This is a genomic window from Psychrobacter glacincola, from assembly GCF_904846215.1.
Taxonomy (GTDB): domain Bacteria; phylum Pseudomonadota; class Gammaproteobacteria; order Pseudomonadales; family Moraxellaceae; genus Psychrobacter; species Psychrobacter glacincola.
The window spans coordinates 87,183-109,006 of sequence record NZ_CAJGZK010000008.1 but is presented as its reverse complement, the minus strand read 5'-3'; the positions used below and the strand labels follow the sequence as shown (position 1 = coordinate 109,006).

Annotated in this window: 18 protein-coding genes; 11 read left to right on the top strand and 7 right to left on the bottom strand. The window is 42.4% G+C overall.

From position 1 onward, the window contains the following. Positions 1 to 118 precede the first annotated feature (118 nt). The 4 genes from JMW90_RS06790 (at position 119) to JMW90_RS06775 (ending at position 4,612) form a co-directional block, all read left to right on the top strand. Positions 119 to 1,540 (top strand): glutamate synthase subunit beta, encoded by a 1,422-nt coding sequence (locus tag JMW90_RS06790; protein WP_201562500.1) that lies wholly within the window; start codon positions 119 to 121, stop codon positions 1,538 to 1,540. A 155-nt stretch (positions 1,541 to 1,695) separates the two neighbouring features. Beyond that, positions 1,696 to 2,907, top strand: coding sequence for an FUSC family protein (locus JMW90_RS06785; RefSeq protein ID WP_201562498.1), 1,212 nt, complete (start codon positions 1,696 to 1,698; stop codon positions 2,905 to 2,907). Between the two features lie 595 nt (positions 2,908 to 3,502). After that, entirely contained in the window at positions 3,503 to 4,294 is a 792-nt protein-coding gene (locus JMW90_RS06780; protein ID WP_201562496.1) for a 3-oxoacyl-ACP reductase, read from the top strand. 54 nt (positions 4,295 to 4,348) lie between these two features. Continuing rightward, positions 4,349 to 4,612, top strand: a complete 264-nt coding sequence (locus tag JMW90_RS06775) for a hypothetical protein (RefSeq protein ID WP_201562494.1) — start codon at positions 4,349 to 4,351, stop codon at positions 4,610 to 4,612. 93 nt (positions 4,613 to 4,705) lie between these two features. Here JMW90_RS06775 and JMW90_RS06770 read toward each other — a convergent pair whose 3' ends face one another. Further along, the gene (locus JMW90_RS06770; RefSeq protein WP_227691891.1) at positions 4,706 to 5,536 is read right to left on the bottom strand and encodes a Cof-type HAD-IIB family hydrolase; all 831 of its coding nucleotides are present in this window, start codon (positions 5,534 to 5,536) and stop codon (positions 4,706 to 4,708) included. 499 nt (positions 5,537 to 6,035) lie between these two features. On the opposite strand from JMW90_RS06770, the gene JMW90_RS06765 reads away from it, so the two are divergent. Together JMW90_RS06765 and JMW90_RS06760 are read left to right on the top strand one after the other, a co-directional pair. Continuing rightward, the gene (locus tag JMW90_RS06765; RefSeq protein WP_201562492.1) at positions 6,036 to 6,521 is read left to right on the top strand and encodes a BLUF domain-containing protein; all 486 of its coding nucleotides are present in this window, start codon (positions 6,036 to 6,038) and stop codon (positions 6,519 to 6,521) included. A 264-nt stretch (positions 6,522 to 6,785) separates the two neighbouring features. Further along, entirely contained in the window at positions 6,786 to 7,265 is a 480-nt protein-coding gene (locus JMW90_RS06760) for a BLUF domain-containing protein (protein ID WP_201562490.1), read from the top strand. 278 nt (positions 7,266 to 7,543) lie between these two features. On the opposite strand, the gene parC is transcribed toward JMW90_RS06760, so the two are convergent. Further along, complete coding sequence (gene parC, locus JMW90_RS06755; protein WP_201562488.1) at positions 7,544 to 9,859, bottom strand: DNA topoisomerase IV subunit A; 2,316 nt, start codon at positions 9,857 to 9,859, stop codon at positions 7,544 to 7,546. A gap of 690 nt (positions 9,860 to 10,549) precedes the next feature. On the opposite strand from parC, the gene JMW90_RS06750 reads away from it, so the two are divergent. The 5 genes from JMW90_RS06750 to JMW90_RS06730 all read left to right on the top strand — a co-directional run bounded on the left by JMW90_RS06750 (position 10,550) and on the right by JMW90_RS06730 (position 17,103). Continuing rightward, on the top strand, positions 10,550 to 12,277 hold the full coding sequence (locus tag JMW90_RS06750) for an AMP-binding protein (RefSeq protein ID WP_201562486.1): 1,728 nt from the start codon (positions 10,550 to 10,552) through the stop codon (positions 12,275 to 12,277). Between the two features lie 453 nt (positions 12,278 to 12,730). Further along, on the top strand, positions 12,731 to 14,515 hold the full coding sequence (locus JMW90_RS06745; RefSeq protein WP_201562484.1) for an AMP-binding protein: 1,785 nt from the start codon (positions 12,731 to 12,733) through the stop codon (positions 14,513 to 14,515). Between the two features lie 230 nt (positions 14,516 to 14,745). Further along, positions 14,746 to 15,462, top strand: a complete 717-nt coding sequence (gene rph, locus JMW90_RS06740) for a ribonuclease PH (RefSeq protein ID WP_011514467.1) — start codon at positions 14,746 to 14,748, stop codon at positions 15,460 to 15,462. Between the two features lie 45 nt (positions 15,463 to 15,507). Then, on the top strand, positions 15,508 to 15,999 hold the full coding sequence (locus JMW90_RS06735; RefSeq protein ID WP_201562482.1) for a hypothetical protein: 492 nt from the start codon (positions 15,508 to 15,510) through the stop codon (positions 15,997 to 15,999). Positions 16,000 to 16,278: 279 nt separating this feature from the next. Then, positions 16,279 to 17,103, top strand: a complete 825-nt coding sequence (locus JMW90_RS06730) for a hypothetical protein (RefSeq protein ID WP_201562480.1) — start codon at positions 16,279 to 16,281, stop codon at positions 17,101 to 17,103. 212 nt (positions 17,104 to 17,315) lie between these two features. Here JMW90_RS06730 and hemJ read toward each other — a convergent pair whose 3' ends face one another. The 5 genes from hemJ to JMW90_RS06705 all read right to left on the bottom strand — a co-directional run bounded on the left by hemJ (position 17,316) and on the right by JMW90_RS06705 (position 21,782). Then, positions 17,316 to 17,750, bottom strand: coding sequence for a protoporphyrinogen oxidase HemJ (hemJ, locus tag JMW90_RS06725; protein ID WP_201562478.1), 435 nt, complete (start codon positions 17,748 to 17,750; stop codon positions 17,316 to 17,318). Between the two features lie 91 nt (positions 17,751 to 17,841). After that, on the bottom strand, positions 17,842 to 18,978 hold the full coding sequence (gene bioB, locus JMW90_RS06720) for a biotin synthase BioB (RefSeq protein ID WP_201562476.1): 1,137 nt from the start codon (positions 18,976 to 18,978) through the stop codon (positions 17,842 to 17,844). A gap of 343 nt (positions 18,979 to 19,321) precedes the next feature. Continuing rightward, on the bottom strand, positions 19,322 to 19,828 hold the full coding sequence (locus JMW90_RS06715) for a hypothetical protein (RefSeq protein ID WP_201562474.1): 507 nt from the start codon (positions 19,826 to 19,828) through the stop codon (positions 19,322 to 19,324). 169 nt (positions 19,829 to 19,997) lie between these two features. Next, positions 19,998 to 20,387, bottom strand: coding sequence for an AciT family ciprofloxacin tolerance protein (aciT, locus tag JMW90_RS06710; protein ID WP_201562472.1), 390 nt, complete (start codon positions 20,385 to 20,387; stop codon positions 19,998 to 20,000). Between the two features lie 369 nt (positions 20,388 to 20,756). Further along, positions 20,757 to 21,782 carry a DUF368 domain-containing protein gene (locus tag JMW90_RS06705; protein WP_201562470.1) on the bottom strand — a complete coding sequence of 342 codons (1,026 nt, stop codon included), beginning with the start codon at positions 21,780 to 21,782 and terminating at the stop codon, positions 20,757 to 20,759. Positions 21,783 to 21,824: the final 42 nt, after the last annotated feature.

The following is a 21,824-nucleotide window of genomic DNA, read 5'->3' as shown; positions in this document are numbered from 1 at the left end:
TATAGATGTTTTGAGCAGGTAAATGACAGCCTATATAAGTAAATTTGTCTCATTGAGGCTGCCTATATCGACTGTCGTTAGCCACTATAAAAGACCCCTATATAAAAGAGACAATACCATGGCAAAACGCTTAGAAAATAGCTTTCAGTTTTTAGATGTGCCACGGCTTGAGCCGATCAAAAAAGACATCGCCACGCGTTCAACGGAGTTTGTTGAAATTTATCAGCCGTTTGAAAGTGAATCAGTCGCTCAGCAATCGCATCGCTGCTTAGAATGTGGCAATCCGTACTGCGAATGGAAGTGCCCTGTCCATAATTACATTCCTAACTGGCTAAAACTGGCGGCTGAAGGTCAAATCTTCCAAGCCGCAGAATTGTGTCATCAAACCAATACTTTGCCTGAAGTCTGCGGGCGTGTTTGTCCGCAAGACCGCTTATGTGAAGGTTCTTGTACACTTAATGATGGCTTTGGTGCCGTGACAATTGGTAATGTCGAGAAGTATATCAATGACACCGCTTTTGCACTCGGCTGGCGTCCTGATATGTCTAAGGTGATTTGGACAGATAAAAAGGTTGCCATCATCGGTGCAGGACCGGCAGGACTTGGCTGCGCGGATATCTTGGTTAGAAATGGTGTCAAACCCGTTATCTTTGATAAACGCCCAGAGATTGGTGGTTTATTAACCTTTGGTATTCCAGAGTTCAAAATGGAAAAAGATGTCATGCGTAACCGCCGTGTCATCTTTGAGGGCATGGGCATGGAGTTCCGTCTTGAGACAGAAATCGGTACTGATGTCAGTATTGATGAGCTGTTAGGCGAATATGACGCCGTATTTATGGGTATGGGTACTTATACTTATATGCGTGGCGGCTTCGCTGGTGAAGAATTGGAGGGTGTTTATGACGCCCTCGATTACCTGATTGCCAATGTCAATCGCTGTAATGATTGGGAAAAAGACTCAGCAGAGTATATCGACCTAAAAGGCAAGAAAGTCGTGGTATTGGGTGGTGGCGATACCGCGATGGACTGTAATCGTACCAGTATTCGTCAAGGTGCTGAGCAAGTATTCTGCGCTTATCGCCGTGATGAAGAAAATATGCCAGGCTCACGTCGTGAAGTGGTCAATGCACGCGAGGAGGGGGTTGAGTTCTTATTTAATCGCCAACCGACTGAAATAATTGGCTTAAACGGTAAGGTCAATGCGGTAAAAGTAGTAACGACGCATCTGGGCGCACCAGATGAAAACGGTCGTCAGTATCCTGAACCGATTCCAAACTCTGAAGAGATTATCCCGTGTGATGCGGTGATTATGGCCTTTGGTTTCCGTCCTAGTCCTGCTGATTGGTTTGACTCGCAGCAGATTTCTATGGACAAGTCAGGTCGAGTATTGGCAGCAGAAAAGCAAACCTTTAAATTTCAAACCAATAACCCCAAAATATTCGCCGGTGGCGATATGGTTCGCGGTTCTGACTTGGTAGTCACTGCCATCTGGGAAGGTCGCGAAGCGGCTGAAGGGATATTAGATTATTTAGAAGTGTAGTAATTAGCCTGATTGACACCCAAATGCTCACTTAACCTTGTCTTTTTTTGGTGATGTGCGAGCTTGTTTTGACACTTAACGTCTTTTATCTTTTAATAGGTAAAAGGCGTTATTTTTATACTTTTTTTAATTCTAATTCTCATTAATGATAAGAGATGTCCTGCGTGAAGCCGACTTTTTTACAACGATTTACCGCTCCCGTGATAGAGCCATACGCTCGCTATCAGCATGCTGATGTTCTGCATGCCATACGTTTGGGTATAGCTATCATACTTGCGCTCTTGGTCAATAAAGTGACTCACTTCCCGCATGGCGAATGGACGACCATTACTGTTTTTATCATTCTAGGGTTATTACAGTATCAAGGTGCCATATACACCAAGGCGAAAGAGCGGGTACTTGGCACGTTACTGGGTATTGGTACTGCGCTTGGGATTTTATGGTTTAACCAAAGTGCGGGCGCATGGTTGTGGGTAGATTATGCGCTCATTGGCCTGATCAGTGGCCTTATTGGCTATCTAGCGGTTAAGAATTTAGGTTATACAGGGCTACTTACCGGTATTACCATGTTAATGATTGTCTCAAATCTGGGTCAAAGCAGTATCGGTCAAGATGGTATTTATCGCGCTCTCAATATCTTACTCGGCACTGGCGTTGCGGTAGCGGCGACCTTAATTTTACCGCTGAAGTCTACTTTGATGTGGCGATTTTTATTGGCCAGTAACTTGGAGGCCTGTAGCAGTCTTTATGCTGGGGTGGGCAATCACATCGATGCGGCTGAGGTGTTAGGGGATGAGCACGTAAACCCAGCTGCCCTTGCCGTCGAAGGGGTACCTGTTGATAAAACATTGGTCGCGGAGCTACAACAGATTAACAATCGGCTATTGGCCGTGCGCCCGCATATTGCAGCAACCGCTAGTGAATCAGGAATCAAAAAAGGGACGCTGGAGACTATTCAGCGCACGCATCGAAATATTATTGGTACGATTGATTTACTGTTAAGTGCCGCGCCGCGCTTGGCTAATATTGAGATTGATGATGAAAATCATATCTTGCTTATACACTATCAACATGAATTAACGCAAGCGATGCAGCATATGGCGGCAGTACTGCGCAGTCCTAGCGATGAAGTGTTTCGTCCCATTACCCGTATCGCGGTATCAGCATACCCAAGTGTAGAAAGTTTGGGCTTTGAGTGGCAAGGTTACTTTTGGCTGACCCAAACCTTACAAGTACAGTTGCAGGAGCTCAGTGACTTATTACAAGAAACCAAACCGCAATGGTTTGCCGCCTCCGGTCTGCGCTACCAGCGCCGTGAACAACGCCGAATTGAACACAAAGGGAGCGAAACCGATTTGCATTTATAAATAGAATTGGTCCCAAATAAAAGAAGTACAAATGTTATAAAGCACTACTGGGGTTGATTTTTCTTGCTTGCTGTAGCTAGCCGACAGAGGCTGCGAATCATTAACCCCAGTAGTGCTGTACCCTTTTAAAAGTGGATTAACTATACCAAATATCACTCATAAAAAACGCTGACTATTTAAAATCAGCGTTTTTTTTGTGCAGTATATTCTATGATATAGGTATGGTATCGTTGATTATACGATTAGGGTTATGATGCGCGTTCATTTAACGCACAGTCATTTAAAGAGCAGCAGCTTGAGTAGGTTGGGTGCTATAGTCAATCCAAAATAATATCAATATAAAGAAACCGAGCGAAAGCTATACACTAGTATGGTCATCGGGGTTGATGCTGTGGTGACTTTATAGCGAACAGGCTATAGCCCATACTAGGAAGGTACTGCTCACGCAATGATAGCAATCAATCATGCTATGATGAGCATGATTTGTTCTATAGCCAGCGCGCTTTAAGCATGGTCAGAGCGCTTTAAGTATAGTCAGAGCGCTTTAAGTATAGTCATATTCTAACCATAACATAATAATAAAGGATGCAATCTCATGGCTCAAACCGTTATTCCGGTCATTCTTACTGATAAAGTCGCCATCGTCACAGGCGCAAGTCGTGGTCTCGGCGCTCAAATCGCCATGCAGATGGCAGCGGCAGGCGCGAGCGTTTGCGTGAATTATTTGCATAGTAAAGAGGCGGCTGAAAAAGTGGTTGCTGATATCGAAGCAGAAGGTGGGCGTGCTTTTACTTATCAAGGGGATGTAACTGATTTAGCACAAATGCAAGCAATGGCAGCAGAAGTTATAGAACGTTTCGCATGTATTGATATATTAATTAATAATGCCTTGCCGAGCTATCAGTTTAACCCGAGTGCTGATTACACCAGTATCGAGACTGTGAAATGGGCACATTTTTCTCAGCAAATTGACGGCATTGTCCAAGGTGCCGTCAATACAGTGCAAGCGGTATTGCCACAAATGAAAGCACAGCAGATGGGCAAGATTATCAATATCTCAACCAATCTGGTTTATAATCCGGTCGTGACTTATTACGACTATACCACCGCAAAATCTGCGCTTATTGGTCTAACACGTAATTTAGCGGCGGAGCTTGGGCAATATGGTATTCGGGTTAATTTATTAGCAGGTGGATTGCTCAAAACGACTGACGCTAGTCAATTAACGACCGAAGAAGTCTTTAACTATATCGCAACTACCACGCCACTTCGCCAAGCGACCTCAGTGAGCGATTTTGCCAATTCAGTGTTGCTGATGGCGTCTGATTTGAGCGCGGCTATTACGGGTCAATCTATTGCCGTTGATGGCGGCTTGACGATGCCTTAATAAGGGCACTGTTTTTTGGTCATCAAATTGATTCGATTGTACAAGAGAGACGAGATGACTCATCGTAAAATCGCTGGCATTGTCACTGCTGTGCTAGGTCTGTGCGCCATCATTGCATTTTTTAATGCTGGCATGGACACGCCACTTTTAAGCTGGCCGTTAACCGCGTATCTTGGCGTGGCATTTAGTATTGGTTGGTCAACTGGTATACCAAATTTTTTAGCGTATTTATTGGCAGCATTACTCTTTATTTTAGTTGCTGTTGGATTTTATAAGCTAGGCAGTTGGGTTTATGGCTTGGTATTTAAACGCAGTTAAATGTAGTGATAGAGCAGATGAATGGTCTGCCTATTTGCAGACCATTCATCTGCTTAACTAAACTCATAAATAACCCTATTCAAGCCCACACTGTCACGATGCTATATGCAAATGATCGAGTACCGCTTGTATTCCATATTCTTCAATTGTCCCAGTGACAAAATCCGCACGCGCGATCAGTTCAGGCTTTGCATCGCCCATTGCCACTGCATAGCCGACCAAATCAAACATCTCTAAATCATTTAGCCCATCACCAAATGCCATACAATCCTTCGCATCAATATCGTAATGCAGGCATAAATCTATGATACCGCGTGCTTTGGATGCCTCGATTGGTAATATATCTGCGCCAATATGATGCCAATGCACCAGTTTCAAATCATCTTGGGCAAAGTCAACCTCCTGCATTTTCTCTTCTTGAGTGTTAAAGAATACCGAGCATTGATAAACCGTATTTGCCTTATGATATTCTGGGTCAAGGATAGAGTTTGGTGTTATCGCATTGTATTCACGTAGGCGCGCGTTTTCATGTGACCATGCGATATGAGTCGCCGAGTCAAATTTATGAATGAGCTCACTTTTTTGGCATAGCATTACAATCTTGCTAGTTTGCGCATCTGATAATGGATAATGACTGATCATGCCCGCTTTATTAAAGCTGTATTGCCCATTCATACAAATAATGGCGTCCAATATATCGGCATCCAGTAACGCTAAGATATCCGCAGGTAATATGGCTTTGGAGCGTCCGGTTGAAATCACCAGTTTAATATCAGTCTTAGCCAGCGCTTCAAGCGTTGCTTGATTGTGCGCGGCGATAATGCCGTTACGGCTTAAGGTGTCATCGATATCAAAAAATATGATTTTGGGGGTGGGGGCTTTATTATTCATACTAGCTGCAGCAGCCTTATCTACAATAAACATGGTTGTCCTTTATATTTTGAACTCTATTAGGTATGAGTCTTTATCAGTCTAAGAGTCTTGGCTCATTATTATATGTTTTATCCTACAGGCTCATCAGCTAGAAATGACGAGATTTTTGACTAGACTGTGTAACACAGCGGCTGTTTGATTGTTTTTTTAAAACTGAATTCAAATTATTGGAAAATACAGAACGATTTTCAAACGATTAGGTTGAGCCTACAGCACTGATTGTGTCGTACTTTGTGATGCTACTGTAGAGCTATCAAAACAAATAGCTACTTTATCGGGATAAGCGATGGCAGGCCAACTTGTTAAAATAGATTATGTAATCTCTCAAAAAAATAATTATCATGTATCATCGTAAATGTTTGGCTAAATATGTCGCTAGCTTTATATGTAAATTACAAAAATTGAATGAAATAGGAAAAAATATCATTGATTACATTCTGCTTTAAATAGTATCTTAATTTGAATGATTTTTTTATTAATTGGATTTCTTATGAATAATATTATTGACTATATTTCCGAAGAGAAAGATAAGATTTCCGAAAAGAAAAATAGGGATGGCGAACATATTCTTGTCAGCCTAACGTATATTGGCAAAAATACCAAAAAGGATAATGGAGTAGGTTTGACTCGTACTCTTGAGAAATGGCGAAGAGATAACGAGAAAAGCGATATCACCTCAGCGCTTGTGCTTAATGACAGTTATTTGATACAAAATATCGAAGGCTCAAGACTTGTTATCAATGAAGTTTTGGCAAAGTTGATTAATGAATATTCGCACATGACACCTCATATTATTGATATTGAGGAAGTAGACACACGTAAATGGGATGACTTTTTAATTAAATATTTAACGTCAAGCGCTCAAGATGAGGAATATACACTTAAAAATTTCTCAGCAGGTGCTGACTTTAATCCCTATTTAATGAAAAAAACTCAAATTATAAGCTTTATGAAAGCAGTTTTTAAAGAGAAATAATCCAGCTAATCAAAAATCGATAATATCAGCACGTAGGTTGGATGAAGTTTGCGACACCCAATATTTAAAAGAAAGCCATAGGATGCGTAGGACGCACCAATAAAATCAATAGCACTTAGAAGTGGTGCGTGGAACGCATCCTACGCACTCTAAAAAATCATGATAGACGATAAAAAATCGGTCAAAATATAAAAACTTTATTGATTATTTTTTATAATAAAGTGTATCTTAGTTTAGATGAGCATTTCATAAATAAGGTTTCTTATGCGTACAATGACAAGCCATACTCCAGAAAGCAAAAAAAGAAATGGCGAGCATATTCTTATCAAAATGATATATATCGCCAAAAATGTCGATCTAGATTCGGGAATCGAGCTGACTCGTGCACTTGAGTTTTGGCGAAGATATTTTGAAGAAAACAATATAGTTTCAGCTTTAGTTATTAGTGAAGATTATTTCGTTCAAAGTTTTCAAGGAACAAGACCTGCTATCAATACTGCCTTAGAAAAGATACTTGACAAGCATTCAACCATTTTTCCTAATATTGTTAATATAGAGGAAATAGAATCGCGTCAATGGAATGGGTTTTTAGTCAAACATCTGACATCAAGCGCTAAAGATGAAGAGTATGCCCTAAAAAGCTTCTCAGCAGGTTCTGACTATAATCCCTATCTAATGACAAGTACTCAGATTGAAAGCTTTTTGACAGCAGTTTTTGAAGATACCAAATCCAGCAACTTTTAAACGAGTATTATCTTTTCACTATAATAGTCATCTGTTTTAGCTAGCAAAAAAAAGCCGTCTATACCTTGTGTATAGGCGGTTTTTTGTTAAAAATATTGTGAGCGTTAAATGCTAGAGACTAGAGCGCAAAGCATAGCTATAGTCAAAATACTCTAAAAACGCTACGGTACTGCTGGTATAAATTTTTCGCAGCCTCTGTCTGCATGGGTACAGCAAGCAAGAAAAATTAATACCAGTAGTACATAATGTGTCGATATTACTTTTCACTGACTATATTATCACCCAACCTCAACACTTGTCACATTTTGAAAGCCTCGTGGCAACTGACCACCACGGCTACCACGCTTAGCAGTATAGTTGGCTAAGTCCATCGGCTTTAAAGTCACATGACGCTTGCCAGCAGTAATGATTAGACTATCTTGTTTGCTAAGTGGCGTGATAGTGAGCACTTCTTCATCACCTTTTAAATTAATCATCTTATTACCCTTGCCGCGAGCCTGTTCAGGCAAATCATCAAGTGCAAATATCAATAAATAGCCAGCATTGGTCACGACAGCGATATGGTCAGGAGTAGAGCTGTTTTCGGGAGTAGAGATGCCATTATTCTCAGCGCTTACCATCAAATCAGCTTGAGCATCGATACGCGCGATAGGTAACAGTTGGCTATCAGCGGCTAGATTAATGATGTTTTTACCAGCTTTTTGATTGCTATCTAGATTGCCAATTGTGTTGATAAAACCATAGCCTTGAGAGCTGGCTAAGATAATGCGCTGGTCATTGTCACCGGTTAGCAGTTGCTCAAAAGTGGCACCTGCTGGCGGTTTTAAGACGCTGGTGAGCGGATCACCTTGACCGCGAGCTGAGGCAAGATTATGCGCATCAATACTATAACTACGACCCGTGCTATCTAGCACGTAGATTTTCTCATTAGATTTACCGCGGACGTGGGCTTGATAGCTGTCGCCTGAGCGATAGCTCATAGCAGCGGCGTCTACGTCATGACCTTTGGCAGCGCGTATCCAGCCGGCTTTTGATAACACAGCGGTAATTGGCTCGCTTGGTACGAGGTCGGATTCTTTTAACGCTTGCGCTTCTTCGCGTTCTGCCAGTGGTGACACGCGCTCGTTGCCATGTTCTTTCATATCGGCAGTAAGCTCATCGATCATCAGAGTGGTTAGACTGTCTGGATTGTCCAAATACTCTTGAATAATGGCGCGCTCGTTTGCCAGATCATCTTGCTCACGGCGCAGCTCAAACTCTTCAAGTTTAGCGAGTTGACGCAAACGAATATCTAAGATGGCATTGGCTTGGATATCGGTTAAATCATAACCTTGCATCAACGCTAATTTTGGATCGTTCTCTTTGCGAATAATGCGAATCACTTCATCAATATTTAGATAGGCAATCAGTAGACCTGTGAGGATATGTAAGCGCTTATCGATTTTATCGAGGCGATACTGCAGACGGCGAGTCACTACTGAACGGCGGCAGATTAGCCATTCTTCTAATATTTCCTTGAGGTTTTTGACCTGTGGCTTACCGTTTAAGCCAATCATATTCATATTGACGCGGTAATTGCTTTCTAGATCAGTACTGGCAAACAGATGACTCATCACACGATCGACATCGACCCGCGTTGATCGTAGCTCAAGCACGATACGGCAAGCGTTTTCGTGATCTGATTCGTCATGAATATCTGTAATCCACGGCAGCTTTTTATCGGTCATCAGCTTGGCAATTTGCTCTTGGATTTTGTTACCTGAGACTTGGTAAGGGAGGGCATTGATGATGACAAGATTTTTTTCTTTAGGGTCAATATGAAAGGTTGCGCGCATTTTATAGCTGCCACGACCAGTTTCATACATGGCTTGCAGATCTTTTTTGCTGGTGATGATTTCAGCAGGTGTTGGCAAATCAGGCGCTGGTATTGACTGGGTGAGCTGCTTAACCGATAGCTCAGGGTTTTTGAGCAGACGAATCGCCGCACGAACGACTTCATTAAGATTATGCGACGGAATATCCGTTGCCATACCAACGGCGATACCGGTCGTACCATTTAATAAGATATTGGGCAGGCGCGCAGGCAGGGTAGTCGGCTCTTGCATGGTGCCATCGAAGTTGTCTTGCCAATCGACTGTACCTTGACCAAGTTCTGCAAGCAACGTATTGGCATAAGCAGACATTTTCGCTTCGGTATAACGCATGGCGGCGAATGATTTTGGGTCATCAGGGCTGCCCCAGTTACCTTGTCCGGTAATCAGCGGATAGCGATAACTAAACGGCTGTGCCATGAGTACCATCGCTTCATAACAAGCGCTATCGCCATGCGGATGATATTTACCCAATACGTCACCGACCGTACGCGCAGATTTTTTCGCCTTTGCCGTTGATTTTAGCCCAAGCTCGCTCATCGCATAAACAATGCGGCGTTGCACAGGCTTTAGCCCGTCGGCGATATTTGGTAGCGCCCGATCCATGATGACGTACATGGCATAATTAAGATACGCTTGCTCAGCGAACTCCGCCACTGAGCGCGTATCCATCGGTTCGTTTGCTAGGATTGGGTCAATTGTATGGTCAATAACATCGGACATAAAATAGGATTCACTTATCAGTGTTAATAGGTATAAATAATTGGTTTAGTCAGGGCAAATAGGATAGTGCTATCCTAAAGGATATTGGCGCAATTAAAAAGGTATAAGTCAGTATAGACGACAGCGCATGACGTCCTCATATTGTGCTTTTCAAGATATAGTTAAAATATCTCAAAAGCGCTACAGTGCTGCTGATATAAATTTTTTGCAGCCTCTGTCTGCGTAAGCACAGCAAGCAAGAAAAATGAATATCAGCAGTACTTGATGTATCGATATTACTTTTCCCTGATTATAGCTTTTAGCCATTAAATTCAGTATAGTGAATTCAATGGTTATTTATTATTTCTCTGGTTTTTAGCGTTTTGTGTTTTTATTTATGTCGTCTACATCATTTTGATTATTTCGCTAATACATGCAGATAAATGTTTGATATAGATAGGGTTATATCTCGTCAAGCTACTTTGCAAACTCAAGTAGCATTTTTTTATATTGAGTAGTTTGTATAAAGTGTGTATGTTAAACAACAAAGGGCTATTTCCCATTAAATTGTTGACTCATCGCCATACACTTATACCGTCAGCCTCCCTCGCCATCATTGTGGTTAGCTTGTGCGTCGGGTTTTCGTGTGTTTATCACATTGTGATTGTTGTGGGTTAACAGCAGTGCACTATTACTAGGAGAAGTAAGATTATGGAAAATCAAGGCAACCTAATTCGTCGTAATGATAAAGTATGGGTCAAAACTTACGAAAAGCTTGGTATCCAGTACGATATCAATATGCCAGCTGATAATACCTCTTTAATCGACATATTTGAGCAGAATTTTATTAAGCACGCTGGTAAAACGGCTTTTGTTTGTATGGATGTAAAGCTCTCTTACGAAGATTTAGATCGCTATAGCAAACAAATCGCTGCCTACTTGCAGTCACTTGGACTGAAAAAAGGCGATAAAGTCGGCGTTATGATGCCAAATATTTTGCAGCTACCGGTTGCGGTATTGGGTGTGCTGCGTGCTGGCATGACCTTGGTCAACGTCAATCCGCTTTATACCTCAAAAGAGCTTGAGCATCAGTTGACTGACTCTGACACCAAAGCATTATTTATTTTAGAGAACTTTGCCAAAACTTATGAAGATATTGGTAAAGACTTGGTTGACCATGTAGTCGTGACCTCAATGGGCGACTTGATGAGTCCGTTGAAAGGCTTTATCGTCAATATGGTTGTACGCCATGTGAAAAAACTGGTACCTGATTACAATCTTAAAAACAGCGTAAACTTTAAAACAGCACTCAATCGCTTGCCTGCTAAACGTTATAAGCGCCCAACTGATATCGGTCTTGATGATGTCGCGGTTCTACAGTATACCGGCGGTACCACAGGCGTCGCCAAAGGTGCGATGCTCACGCATGGTAACTTAGTAGCTAATCTCATTCAGTGTGATACGTATCTTGGCGATGCTTTTGATAAGTTTGAGGGCATGAGTGAGCAGGCGGTTATTATGACTGCATTGCCGCTATATCATATCTTCTCATTTACAGTATGCGGCATGTTTGGCTTATATCGCGGTTGTATCGGTCTACTGGTACCAAACCCACGTGACGGTGCCAGCTTAATCAAAGCTTATAAAGATTACCCACCCGCGTTTTTCCCAGCAGTAAATACACTATTTAATGCGTTGGCTAATAGTGACGTATTCAAAGCCTTAGATCATAGCAAGCTTGAGATGTCTATGGGCGGCGGCATGGCTGTTTTAAAAGACACGGCCGACAAGTGGCAAAAAATTACCGGTAATGTGATCGTACAAGGTTATGGTCTGTCAGAGACCTCACCCGTTGCATCAGCCAACCCGCAAGGTACCGGCGAATTCTCCGGCAATATCGGCTTGCCGATGCCAGCGACTGACATGGCAATCTTGGATGAAGAAGGCAATGAAGTGGCACTTGGTGAGCGTGGCGAGATTTGTGTTCGTGGTCCGCAAGTGATGAAAGGCTACTGGAAACGTGATGATGCCACCGCTGAAGTTATGACGGCTGACGGTTATTTCCGTACCGGTGATATCGGCGTGATGGATGAAGAGGGCTACTTCAAAATTGTTGATCGCAAGAAAAACATGATTTTGGTATCAGGCTTTAACGTGTATCCAAATGAAGTAGAAGATGTGATGTCAGCCCATCCAAAGATTTTGGAATGCGGTGTCATCGGTGTCGAAGACGAAAAGAGCGGCGAAGTACCGAAGATTTATGTGGTGCGTAGTGATGACAGCTTGACGAAAGAAGAGGTGCTTGCTTATAGCAAAGAAAATCTAACCGGCTATAAACGTCCGCGTTATGTTGAATTTATCGATGAGTTGCCAAAATCGAACGTCGGTAAAATCTTACATAAAGATCTGCGCGTACTTGAAGAAAAGAACCACGGTTAGAATATTTACCATCAAGTTCAGAACGCTTTTTATCCGTTTTCATCTTTGTACGTTAGTGATAAACAGGGATGTAAGCCGATTGATAGTTGATGTAGTAGATATTAGAAATAGCTAGTAGAAGTGATTAGGGAATATCGTTGTAAAAGATGATTATCACTGATGAAATGATGATAAGGTCGCTTGTATAGGACCTTATCATTTTTTTGTTTTCCTATTCTGATTTGGCGGGTATTCATAGAGAATTCTCCCTAAAACTGATATAGTCCGTAGCAATATTTTTTGTACTTAACGATAATTTTTAATTTAAAATATTTGTGAATGAAAAGATTTGTTTGCTTATGAGTGAAAAGACTTCTTATTCACAAGTTTTTGATTTGGTAAATAAGTGACTAACGACCACGGTGATTTAATTAGACATATTCTATATTTTAACGGCAACATTTAAGGACAATTATGACTGACAATATCAATAAAGAGATAACAGACCATAAAGCTGCGAATAATACTCAATCAAAGGCTGAAACCAACGCGTTTCCTACTATGCCAACGATAGCGAGCGACAGTCCATGGTTAAGTGCTTATGAGCGCTATGGCATCAATCCTACTATTGAGATGCCAGATGACAGTACCTCTTTACTTGATGTGTTCGAGCGTAATTTTAGCCGTTATGGACAAAAAACTGCCTATATCTGCATGGGTGCTTCTATTACCTTTAAGCAATTGGATTTATACAGTCGTCAAATTGCCAGTTATTTACAGGCACTAGGGCTCGTCAAAGGTGATAAAGTCGGTGTGATGATGCCTAATATCTTGCAGTATCCTGTGGTGGCTTTGGGTATCATTCGCGCAGGTATGGTGCTGGTCAATGTCAATCCTTTGTATACCAGCCGCGAGTTATCGCATCAGCTGCATGACAGTGGCACCAAAGCATTATTCATCGTCGAAAACTTTGCAAAAACTTATCAAGATGCGCAAGATAAGGGTCAAGTGAAGCATGTCATCGTCTGTAAAATTGGCGATATGTTAGGCACAATCAAAGGGACAGTGGTCAATCTGGTCGCGCGCCATGTCAAAAAAATGATTCCTGCGTATCGTCTGCCAGAGAGCACCAGCTTTAAGCAAGCATTAAATGCTGTATCAGCTAGCAAGTATAAGCGTCCTGATTTGAACTTAAGCGATGTGGCACTATTGCAATATACCGGTGGTACGACTGGTGTGGCTAAGGGTGCGATGCTCTCTCATGGCAACTTAATTGCCAATATGCTACAGATTAGCGCGCTCATGGACAGCGCTTTTGAAGAGGATGTCGACGCTACTGATGTGCTTTTGACCGCGCTACCGCTATACCATGTGTTCTCGTTCATGGTTTGCGGGATGTATAGCATGTACCAAGGTTGTGCTGGTTTGCTTATTCCAAATCCACGTGATCTTGATGGTTTGATTAAAGAGATGGGCAAATACAAACCGGCCTTTATCCCTGCAGTAAATACCTTGTTTAATGGCTTGGTACATAAAGAAAGTTTTGCAGATTTGGATTTCTCTAGTTTAAAAGCCTCTATCGGTGGCGGTATGTCGGTACTGCCAAGCGTGGCAAAAGAGTGGCATAAAATCACTGGTCTGCCTATCGTTGAAGGCTATGGCTTATCTGAAACCTCACCAGTGGTTGCCTTTAACCCAATGACCATTGCTGAATTCACCGGAAAGATTGGTATCCCTGCCCCTAGTACCGATGTTATTTTGATTGACGATGATGAAAACACAGTGGCTATTGGTGAGCGCGGTGAAATCTGTGTCAAAGGTCCACAAGTTATGATTGGCTACCAAAATAGCCCTGAAGAAACGGCTGAAAGCTTTACTGCCAGTGGTTATCTCAAAACAGGCGACATCGGTATCATAGATGAAAAAGGCTTTATCAAAATCGTTGATCGCAAAAAAGACATGATTTTGGTCTCTGGTTTTAATGTCTATCCAAATGAAATCGAAGAAGCCATGAGCGAGCATTCAGGCATAGTAGAGTGCGGCGCGATTGGTATTCCAAATGATGATCGCGGCGAAGACCCAAAGCTATATGTGGTCAAAAAAGGCAATGTGACCGAGCAAGAGCTGCTTGATTTTGGCAAAAAACAATTGACCGGCTATAAGCGTCCGCGTCACATTCAATTTGTCGATGAATTACCAAAATCAAACGTGGGCAAAATCCTGCGTAAAGAATTGCGTAAGATGGAAGGTTTAGAATAACTTATACTGCTATTTTTAGCTAAAACAGCGGTGTAATAGCTTGTGTGAATCTTGCTATTGCACCGTTGTCACGTTAGGATAACCTAATATTTAGCCCTGCTAGAGCATTGAGCTGTCATTTATTTTAATATATACATTTTCTGCAAATACTGACTGGCTAACCACATAACCATAAATTTAAACCTTTTATTTTATAACACTGCTTTTACAACCTCGTACTAGGGAATTTTATGCGTATTGACAATCGTGAGCTTAACCAACTTCGCTCAATCAGCTTTGAGCGCCATTATACTAAGCATGCCGAAGGGTCAGTATTGGTCAGCTTTGGCGACACCAAGGTACTGTGTACCGCTAGTGTAGAGTCTGGCGTACCGCGCTGGCTCAAAGGTAAAGGCAAGGGCTGGATCACGGCCGAATATGGCATGCTACCACGCGCGACCAATACTCGTAATCAGCGTGAAGCGGCACGTGGTAAGCAATCAGGTCGTACCCAAGAGATTCAGCGTTTAATTGGTCGTAGTCTACGTGCCATGATTGATTTGAGTAAGCTTGGTGAAAACACCATTTACCTAGATTGTGACGTCTTGCAAGCGGATGGTGGTACTCGTACTGCGAGTGTGACTGGCGCTGCGATTGCCCTTATTGATGCGTTAGAGAGTATTCAAAAAACTAAGAAACTAAAAGCGGATCCATTGATTGGTTTGGTTGCTGCAGTGTCTGTCGGTATGAAAGATGGTAAAGCATATTTGGATTTGAACTACGAAGAAGATGCCAGCTGTGATACTGATCTCAATGTGGTCATGACCCAAAAAGGTGAGTTCATTGAGCTGCAAGGTACGGCAGAAGAAAAGCCATTTACGCGCGCCCAAGCTGATGACATGCTGATACTTGCTGAAAAAGGCATCGCTGAGCTTATTGCCATGCAAAAAACCGCACTCGGCTGGTAATTCCGTTATTAATAATATTTAATTGCCAATTGATAGGTATAACCCATGCTTAAGCTGACTGATGACGGCGCCAAAATCACTTTGCAAGGTCAGCCCCAAGCATTAGATAATGGGCTATTCTGGTTTGGTGCGGTGTTATTGGTTGGCGCAGTGTGCGTCGCGCTGGCGATGAGTTTGTTGCCGGTGCGATGGTCAATTGGTGCGCTTGCACTGCTGATTATCGGTAGTTTCTTTTTTAATCGGCAGCGCCAACAGCATAAAAAAGCCATGGCAGGTATGATTAACAGCGGCATATTATGGGTGCGTGCTGGCGAGCTGGTACATGACAATCAAGGAAAGCGTACGCCTATCAAGCTAACTGATGGCGATAAAATCAGTCTAGTAGGTGAGCAATTAGAGATCGTTGATAGGGATGCTAGGCGCAAATATCGTATTAGTGGTTTTGATAATATCCGAGAAGCCACTGCTACCAAAGCCATTCTACAAGGTCAAGCACTAAGCAAACGTCATGTCACTATCAAAATGAGCAGCGATTAGTGTGTTGATTCAACCATTCTAAATCTCCTAAAACCTTCTGATTTCCAATAACTTTTCAGTCTTAAAGCCTGTTTTAGATTACTCCGTTTTTCCTCTTTTTTACCGTTTATCTCTATATAAATACCTTTTATCGCCTTTTGCCACTTTTTTAAAAGCGATAGCGCTTGCAGAATCCTGTCCAAATGGTTTATAAGTAAGATTGAAAAATCTCATCATACTTATAATTGATACGGTTATCGCTACTACGGTTATTGATACTATATTGACAAGGAGCTAGTCATGTCGCGTTTGCCCATTTGGTCAATCACAACGTCGTGCAGTGTATTATTACTTACTTTGGGTGCCGTCGGTCAAGTTCACGCCGATAGTATGGGCAGCCTAATTGCTCAAAAATCTTATTTAACTGAGTATAGCGCCCGCTATACACCATCGTACCCCGCTGTCCCTGCTGCTAAAATCAGTACGCGATCCACTATCCAACGTGCTAATACCTCTAATAGTTATCGTTCGAATACAGGCAATACGCAACCAAGTTATTCTAATAGCAGTTATGCTAATAAAAGCTACTCTGACCAAAATGCCTATGCCGCTAACACCCGAACTAATTATCGTTATCCTCAAGTACAACGCCAAGTATCATCAGTTTTGCCTGCATTTTTATCAGGCAACTATGACAATGTCGATAGCGAGTATTTACCGCTACTTAATAATGCTGAGACGCAAAGTAGTTTGGCTGCCCGTGAAGTGATTAGCACTGCCCGTAAAATGGCGCTAAACGAGCGTACGATTATTCAAGGCGGCTGTTGGGATTATCTGAATGCGGTGTTTAAACGAGCAGGGGTGACACGCGACACCATCCATAAAGGCACCTACGGTCAAGGTCCTTATGCCAATAGTGGCGAGATTGAAGTTGGTGACTGGCTCTATTATATCAATCATGGTTATAACGGTGTCGAGCACAGCGGCTTGTTTGTCGGCTGGGTTGATGAACAAGCGAAACAAGCGCTTATATTAAGCTATGCTGGCGAGAGCCGCCGTGAGCCTGCGCGCTATCGTGTTTATGATTTAAGTAATGTCTATCAAATCATGCGCCCAAACGTTTAATATATAGTTAGAATATCTCAAAAACGCTACAGTGCTGCTGGTATAAATTTTTTGCAGCCTCTGTCTGCGTAGGCACAGCAAGCAAGAAAAATTAATATCAGCAGTACCTGATGTATCGATATTACTTTTCTCTGACTATAGTTATTCAAACATAAAAAAGCGTCCCTCATTTCATCAAGTGAGGGACGCTTTTTTATTCAGTATTGCCTGTACTAGAACGGTTTAACAACCACCAGAATAACAATAATGACTAAAGCGAAGACAGGTACTTCATTAAACCAGCGCCAAAATACATGCGACTTATATTGCGGATTATCGACCAGCTTTTTACGATAAAAACCACAAGCACCATGATAAGCGGACAATAGCACAACTAAGAATATCTTTACGTGTAGCCAGCCTTGGGTTTTGTAAACGTCCCAACCTAAAAACACCATCCATAAGCCAAAAGCCCAAGTCGCTATCATAGCTGGCGTCATGATGCCGCGATAGAGCTTGCGCTCCATGATAGTAAAGCGCTCTTGACTGATCTTGTCATCGCTCATTGCATGATAGACAAATAGGCGCGGCAAGTAGAAAATTGCCGCAAACCAGCACACCACGGATATAATATGTGCCGCTTTAATCCAATTAAAATAATCTGCCATGCGAAAGTCTCTTTGGTTATTTTGAACAATAATAAATGCGGGCAAGCTTAGCCCAGATTATCCCATATTGGTAGGGTTAAGCCAAAACTACTCAGCCCAAACTCGCCAAAGTAACTTGTGATTGATGACCGCTCATAGCATCCATGACGGGCACTTGCTTTGGTGCACGAGGAGCGGCAAATTGCTTGGTTAAACCAAGCTCACGCATGAGTCTATCATCGCCTGATTGACTGGCGTTGCCCGTGGTCAGCAGTTTGTCACCATAAAAGAATGAGTTGGCACCTGCCATAAATGCTAGTGCTTGCTCAGCGTCGGATAAGCTTTCGCGACCAGCAGATAAACGTACATAACTACTTGGACAGCAAATACGCGTCACAGCAATGGTACGAATCCACTCAAGGACTGGCAACTGACCTTCTGCCAAGACCTTATCACCGATTGGCGTGCCCTGAATCGGCACCAATAAGTTGACTGGAATAGACTCTGGTGCTTTGGGCATTTTTAGTAGCTCGTGCACCCAGTCAATGCGGTCATCACGGCTCTCACCCATACCGACGATATTGCCGCTACAGACGTTGATACCTGAGTTGCGTACGTTTGTAATGGTATCTAGACGCTCATCGTAGCTGCGCGTACTGACGACTTGCTCGTAATAACTTCTAGACGTATCCAAATTATGATTGTAGTAATCCAGTCCTGCATCTGCCAACTGCGCGGCCTGATCAGTATCTAGCATACCTAGGGTCATGCAAGTCTCAAGCCCTAAGGCTTTGACTTCTTTGACCAGCTCGACCACATAAGGCATGTCTTTCGCACTTGGGTGCTTCCATGCCGCGCCCATACAAAATCTTGATGAACCAGTGGTTTTTGCGCGTTTGGCAGCGGCAATCACCTTGTCCACCTCTATGCGTTTTTCAGCGACCAGTTTGGTTTTATCGCGGTGGTGACCCGATTGTGAGCAGTAGCCGCAATCTTCAGGGCAGTTGCCAGTCTTGATAGACAGCAAAGTGCTGATTTGTACTTCATTGGCATTGAAGTTCTGACGATGTATGGTTTGCGCTTGTAATAACAAATCCATCAATGGCAAATCGAATAATTGAGCAATCTGTTCGCGACTGTATTTGCCGGTAGTGGCTTGTGCAGCATCAGTCGTTAGTGACGCTAAAAAATCGCTATCATTGCTATTAGTGTTGTTATTTGGCTCTGTAATATTAAGCAGTGCTGACATAATATAAATCCTTTTATAATGATATTAAGCATGGTTATCGAAGATAAACACAGATGTCGCTCATCTGTTTTAATTTTTTAGTAGTCAAAATATCCTAAAAACGCTACGGTACTGCGGGTATAAATTTTTTGTAGCCTCTGTCTGCATAGGCACAGCAAGCAAGAAAAACGAATACCCGCAGTGCGTAATGTATCGATATTACTTTTCACTGACTATAAGTACTATCTACAATAAAAAAGGTTGCGCTATAGTATAGCGCAACCTTTTTAGAAAATCAGAAACTAGCGAAGCAGTCACTCAGCTATAAGTAGCAGATAGCTATCCATTACTTCTGTTTATTCGATTATTTACCCAACTTATGCTTAGCAACGCCGACCCAATGGTTGGCAAGTTTCTGTGCTTTATAAGCATACGGCTTGGCTTTTTGGATATAAGGTTTACATTCTTCTGGAACAGCTGGCACGATATGCTTAGCAAGTTTATTGAACCACATCATTAGGCTGTAATCGCCTTCTATGCTTAAGTTACCTTCTTGTACAGCAGTCATAAAAGCAGGCAAGCTGCCTTTAGTCAAAAGCTTAACGCCTGTCATAGAGTCTTTAAAGTTGATGGTTAAGTCTGCTTCTTTGGCGTGACCACTATGTTGGCTAAATTCACCATTATCAAAGCTATAATAACGCGCCACATCTGCTTCAGTGCTAGCAAGCTCAATGATAACCTTGCGATCTGCAAGTATTGCTTTAACATCTTCATTGTCGCTATCAGCCAGCATAGACAAGCGATAACCAATCACTGTCAATAAAACATCTAATGGGTCAGACTTAATATCCAAAACCGGTACAGTAAACATAGACAAACTCCTAAAAAATGAGACGCAAAATAATGCGTACTTTATAACAATTTTTGTGACAAATATATAAGTAAATTATAAACGATTGCTAGGTGTCAATTCTTTAGGAGTTACGTGAGAGCCTTAAGTATCTTGTAACATTCGATGACAGCAATATGATAACGCAAGTTTAATAAAATCGTGGCTGATAGTCGTCATCATAGACAGGGCTGTGCTCGATATAGCGTGCGGCTTCCAGTTCTCGCTGCTGCTGTACTGCTTGACTGACATCCTCATAGCGCAGCGCCCGATACAAAACCCATGCACCTAAAGGCAACCAACTGATGCCCATAGCAATCACATAATTGTGCCATTCTGACCATACAAACCAATGAGTCAGTAAACTATGAATCATTTCTACCGCTAACCAATATCCCATGCCGCCAAACAGATACCAAAGCAACCAGCGCTGTGATGACACAGCAATGGCGACAACTGCGATTAAAAATAAACCATAGCTCACTATGGCACTTGTGCTCAAGGCTTCGCTTGCAAATGTAGAAAATAGTGTTAATAACATTGTTCATCTCGCTCTTCATAAGGTGAATTCCAACAAGGCTATTATGGAAGTTTATAGCACAAAGCTAAAGCCTCTGAAGGCGACTTTGCGACAACAGCTGACGTTTGGTTTTTTAAAAGTATTTAGCAAGCTCAGCGACAAATTTTGCAATCGCAGGCATCAAAAAAGCGCCCATATTAAGGCGCTTTTTTGATGGTAAGATTTAATATAGTGAGTTCAATATAAAAGAGTTGCGTTCACAATAGCATTATGCTGGTTAAATTTCTCTCGCTTGCTGTGTGCTTCGCACTCCAGAGGCTTTGCAAAATTTATCCCAGCAGTACGATGTTCTTTTTAAATTGAATCGACTATAGCAAGAGTAGACAGGTATTAAGGGCGAGGGCTACGGCGACCCCAAAGCGATAAAGCAGTCACTAGAATGGCACCCAATAGCATCAAGCTCAAGGTCGTTAACCACTCTGCGCCAGTAGGGTAATGCCATGGCATGACGTTATGGGTGGCTTCACTATTTAACGTCCCTAGCGCATCGGTTTTCCATGGCCAGACTTTGACCAACGAGCCTGCGATAAAGCCGATAAGCAGCGCTAAAGTTGCTTGATAATAACGGGACAATAACCATTTGAGCATACGGGTAAAGATTAATAATCCTGTTGCCATACCAGCGACCAAGGTAAAGATAATAGCAAAGTTTAAAGTATGAACCGCTTCAAGCACCGTATCATAAGCACCCATCAATAATAAAATAAAGGATCCTGAAATGCCTGGTAATATCATCGCACAAATAGCGATAGCACCGGCAACAAACAAATATGGCAAACTTGGCGTTGTGTTCATCAGAGGCAAGCTGCTAATAATAACGGCAATGGCTATCCCAAGAAGGAACAATAGCGCCCGCCCGATATTCCAGCGCTTAATCTCAGTTAATAACAGAAAAACAGTCGCGACGACCAAACCAAAAAAGAAAGACCAAATCATCAAAGGCTGATTGTCTAATAAATGCTTGATCGTACCGGCTAACGTGACAAGGCTGGTGGCAATACCCATCAATAAGAACAATAAAAAAGTGGCATCGACTTGTCGCCATACCGCGATTAAACCTTTGATACCACCCTCTCGGCGAAAGACTTGCCAAAGGTTTGGACCGACACTGCTTAATGCATTGATTAAGCGCTCATAAATACCTGCAATCAGCGCAATTGTACCACCAGAGACACCCGGCACAATATCAGCGGCGCCCATTGCCAAGCCTCGTACATAGACACCCAGTAATTCTTTGGGGCTGTCGTTATAAACTGGGCTGCTCTCTCCAGCTATAGGCTGACTATCTAACTGGGTAGAAGATGATTGGGTGGGAGATGACTGGGCATCTGGCCGCGGTGATTGTGATGCCGTCATGGAAGATCCTTTTTATTGGACAAGATAAAGTTGCTGGATAAT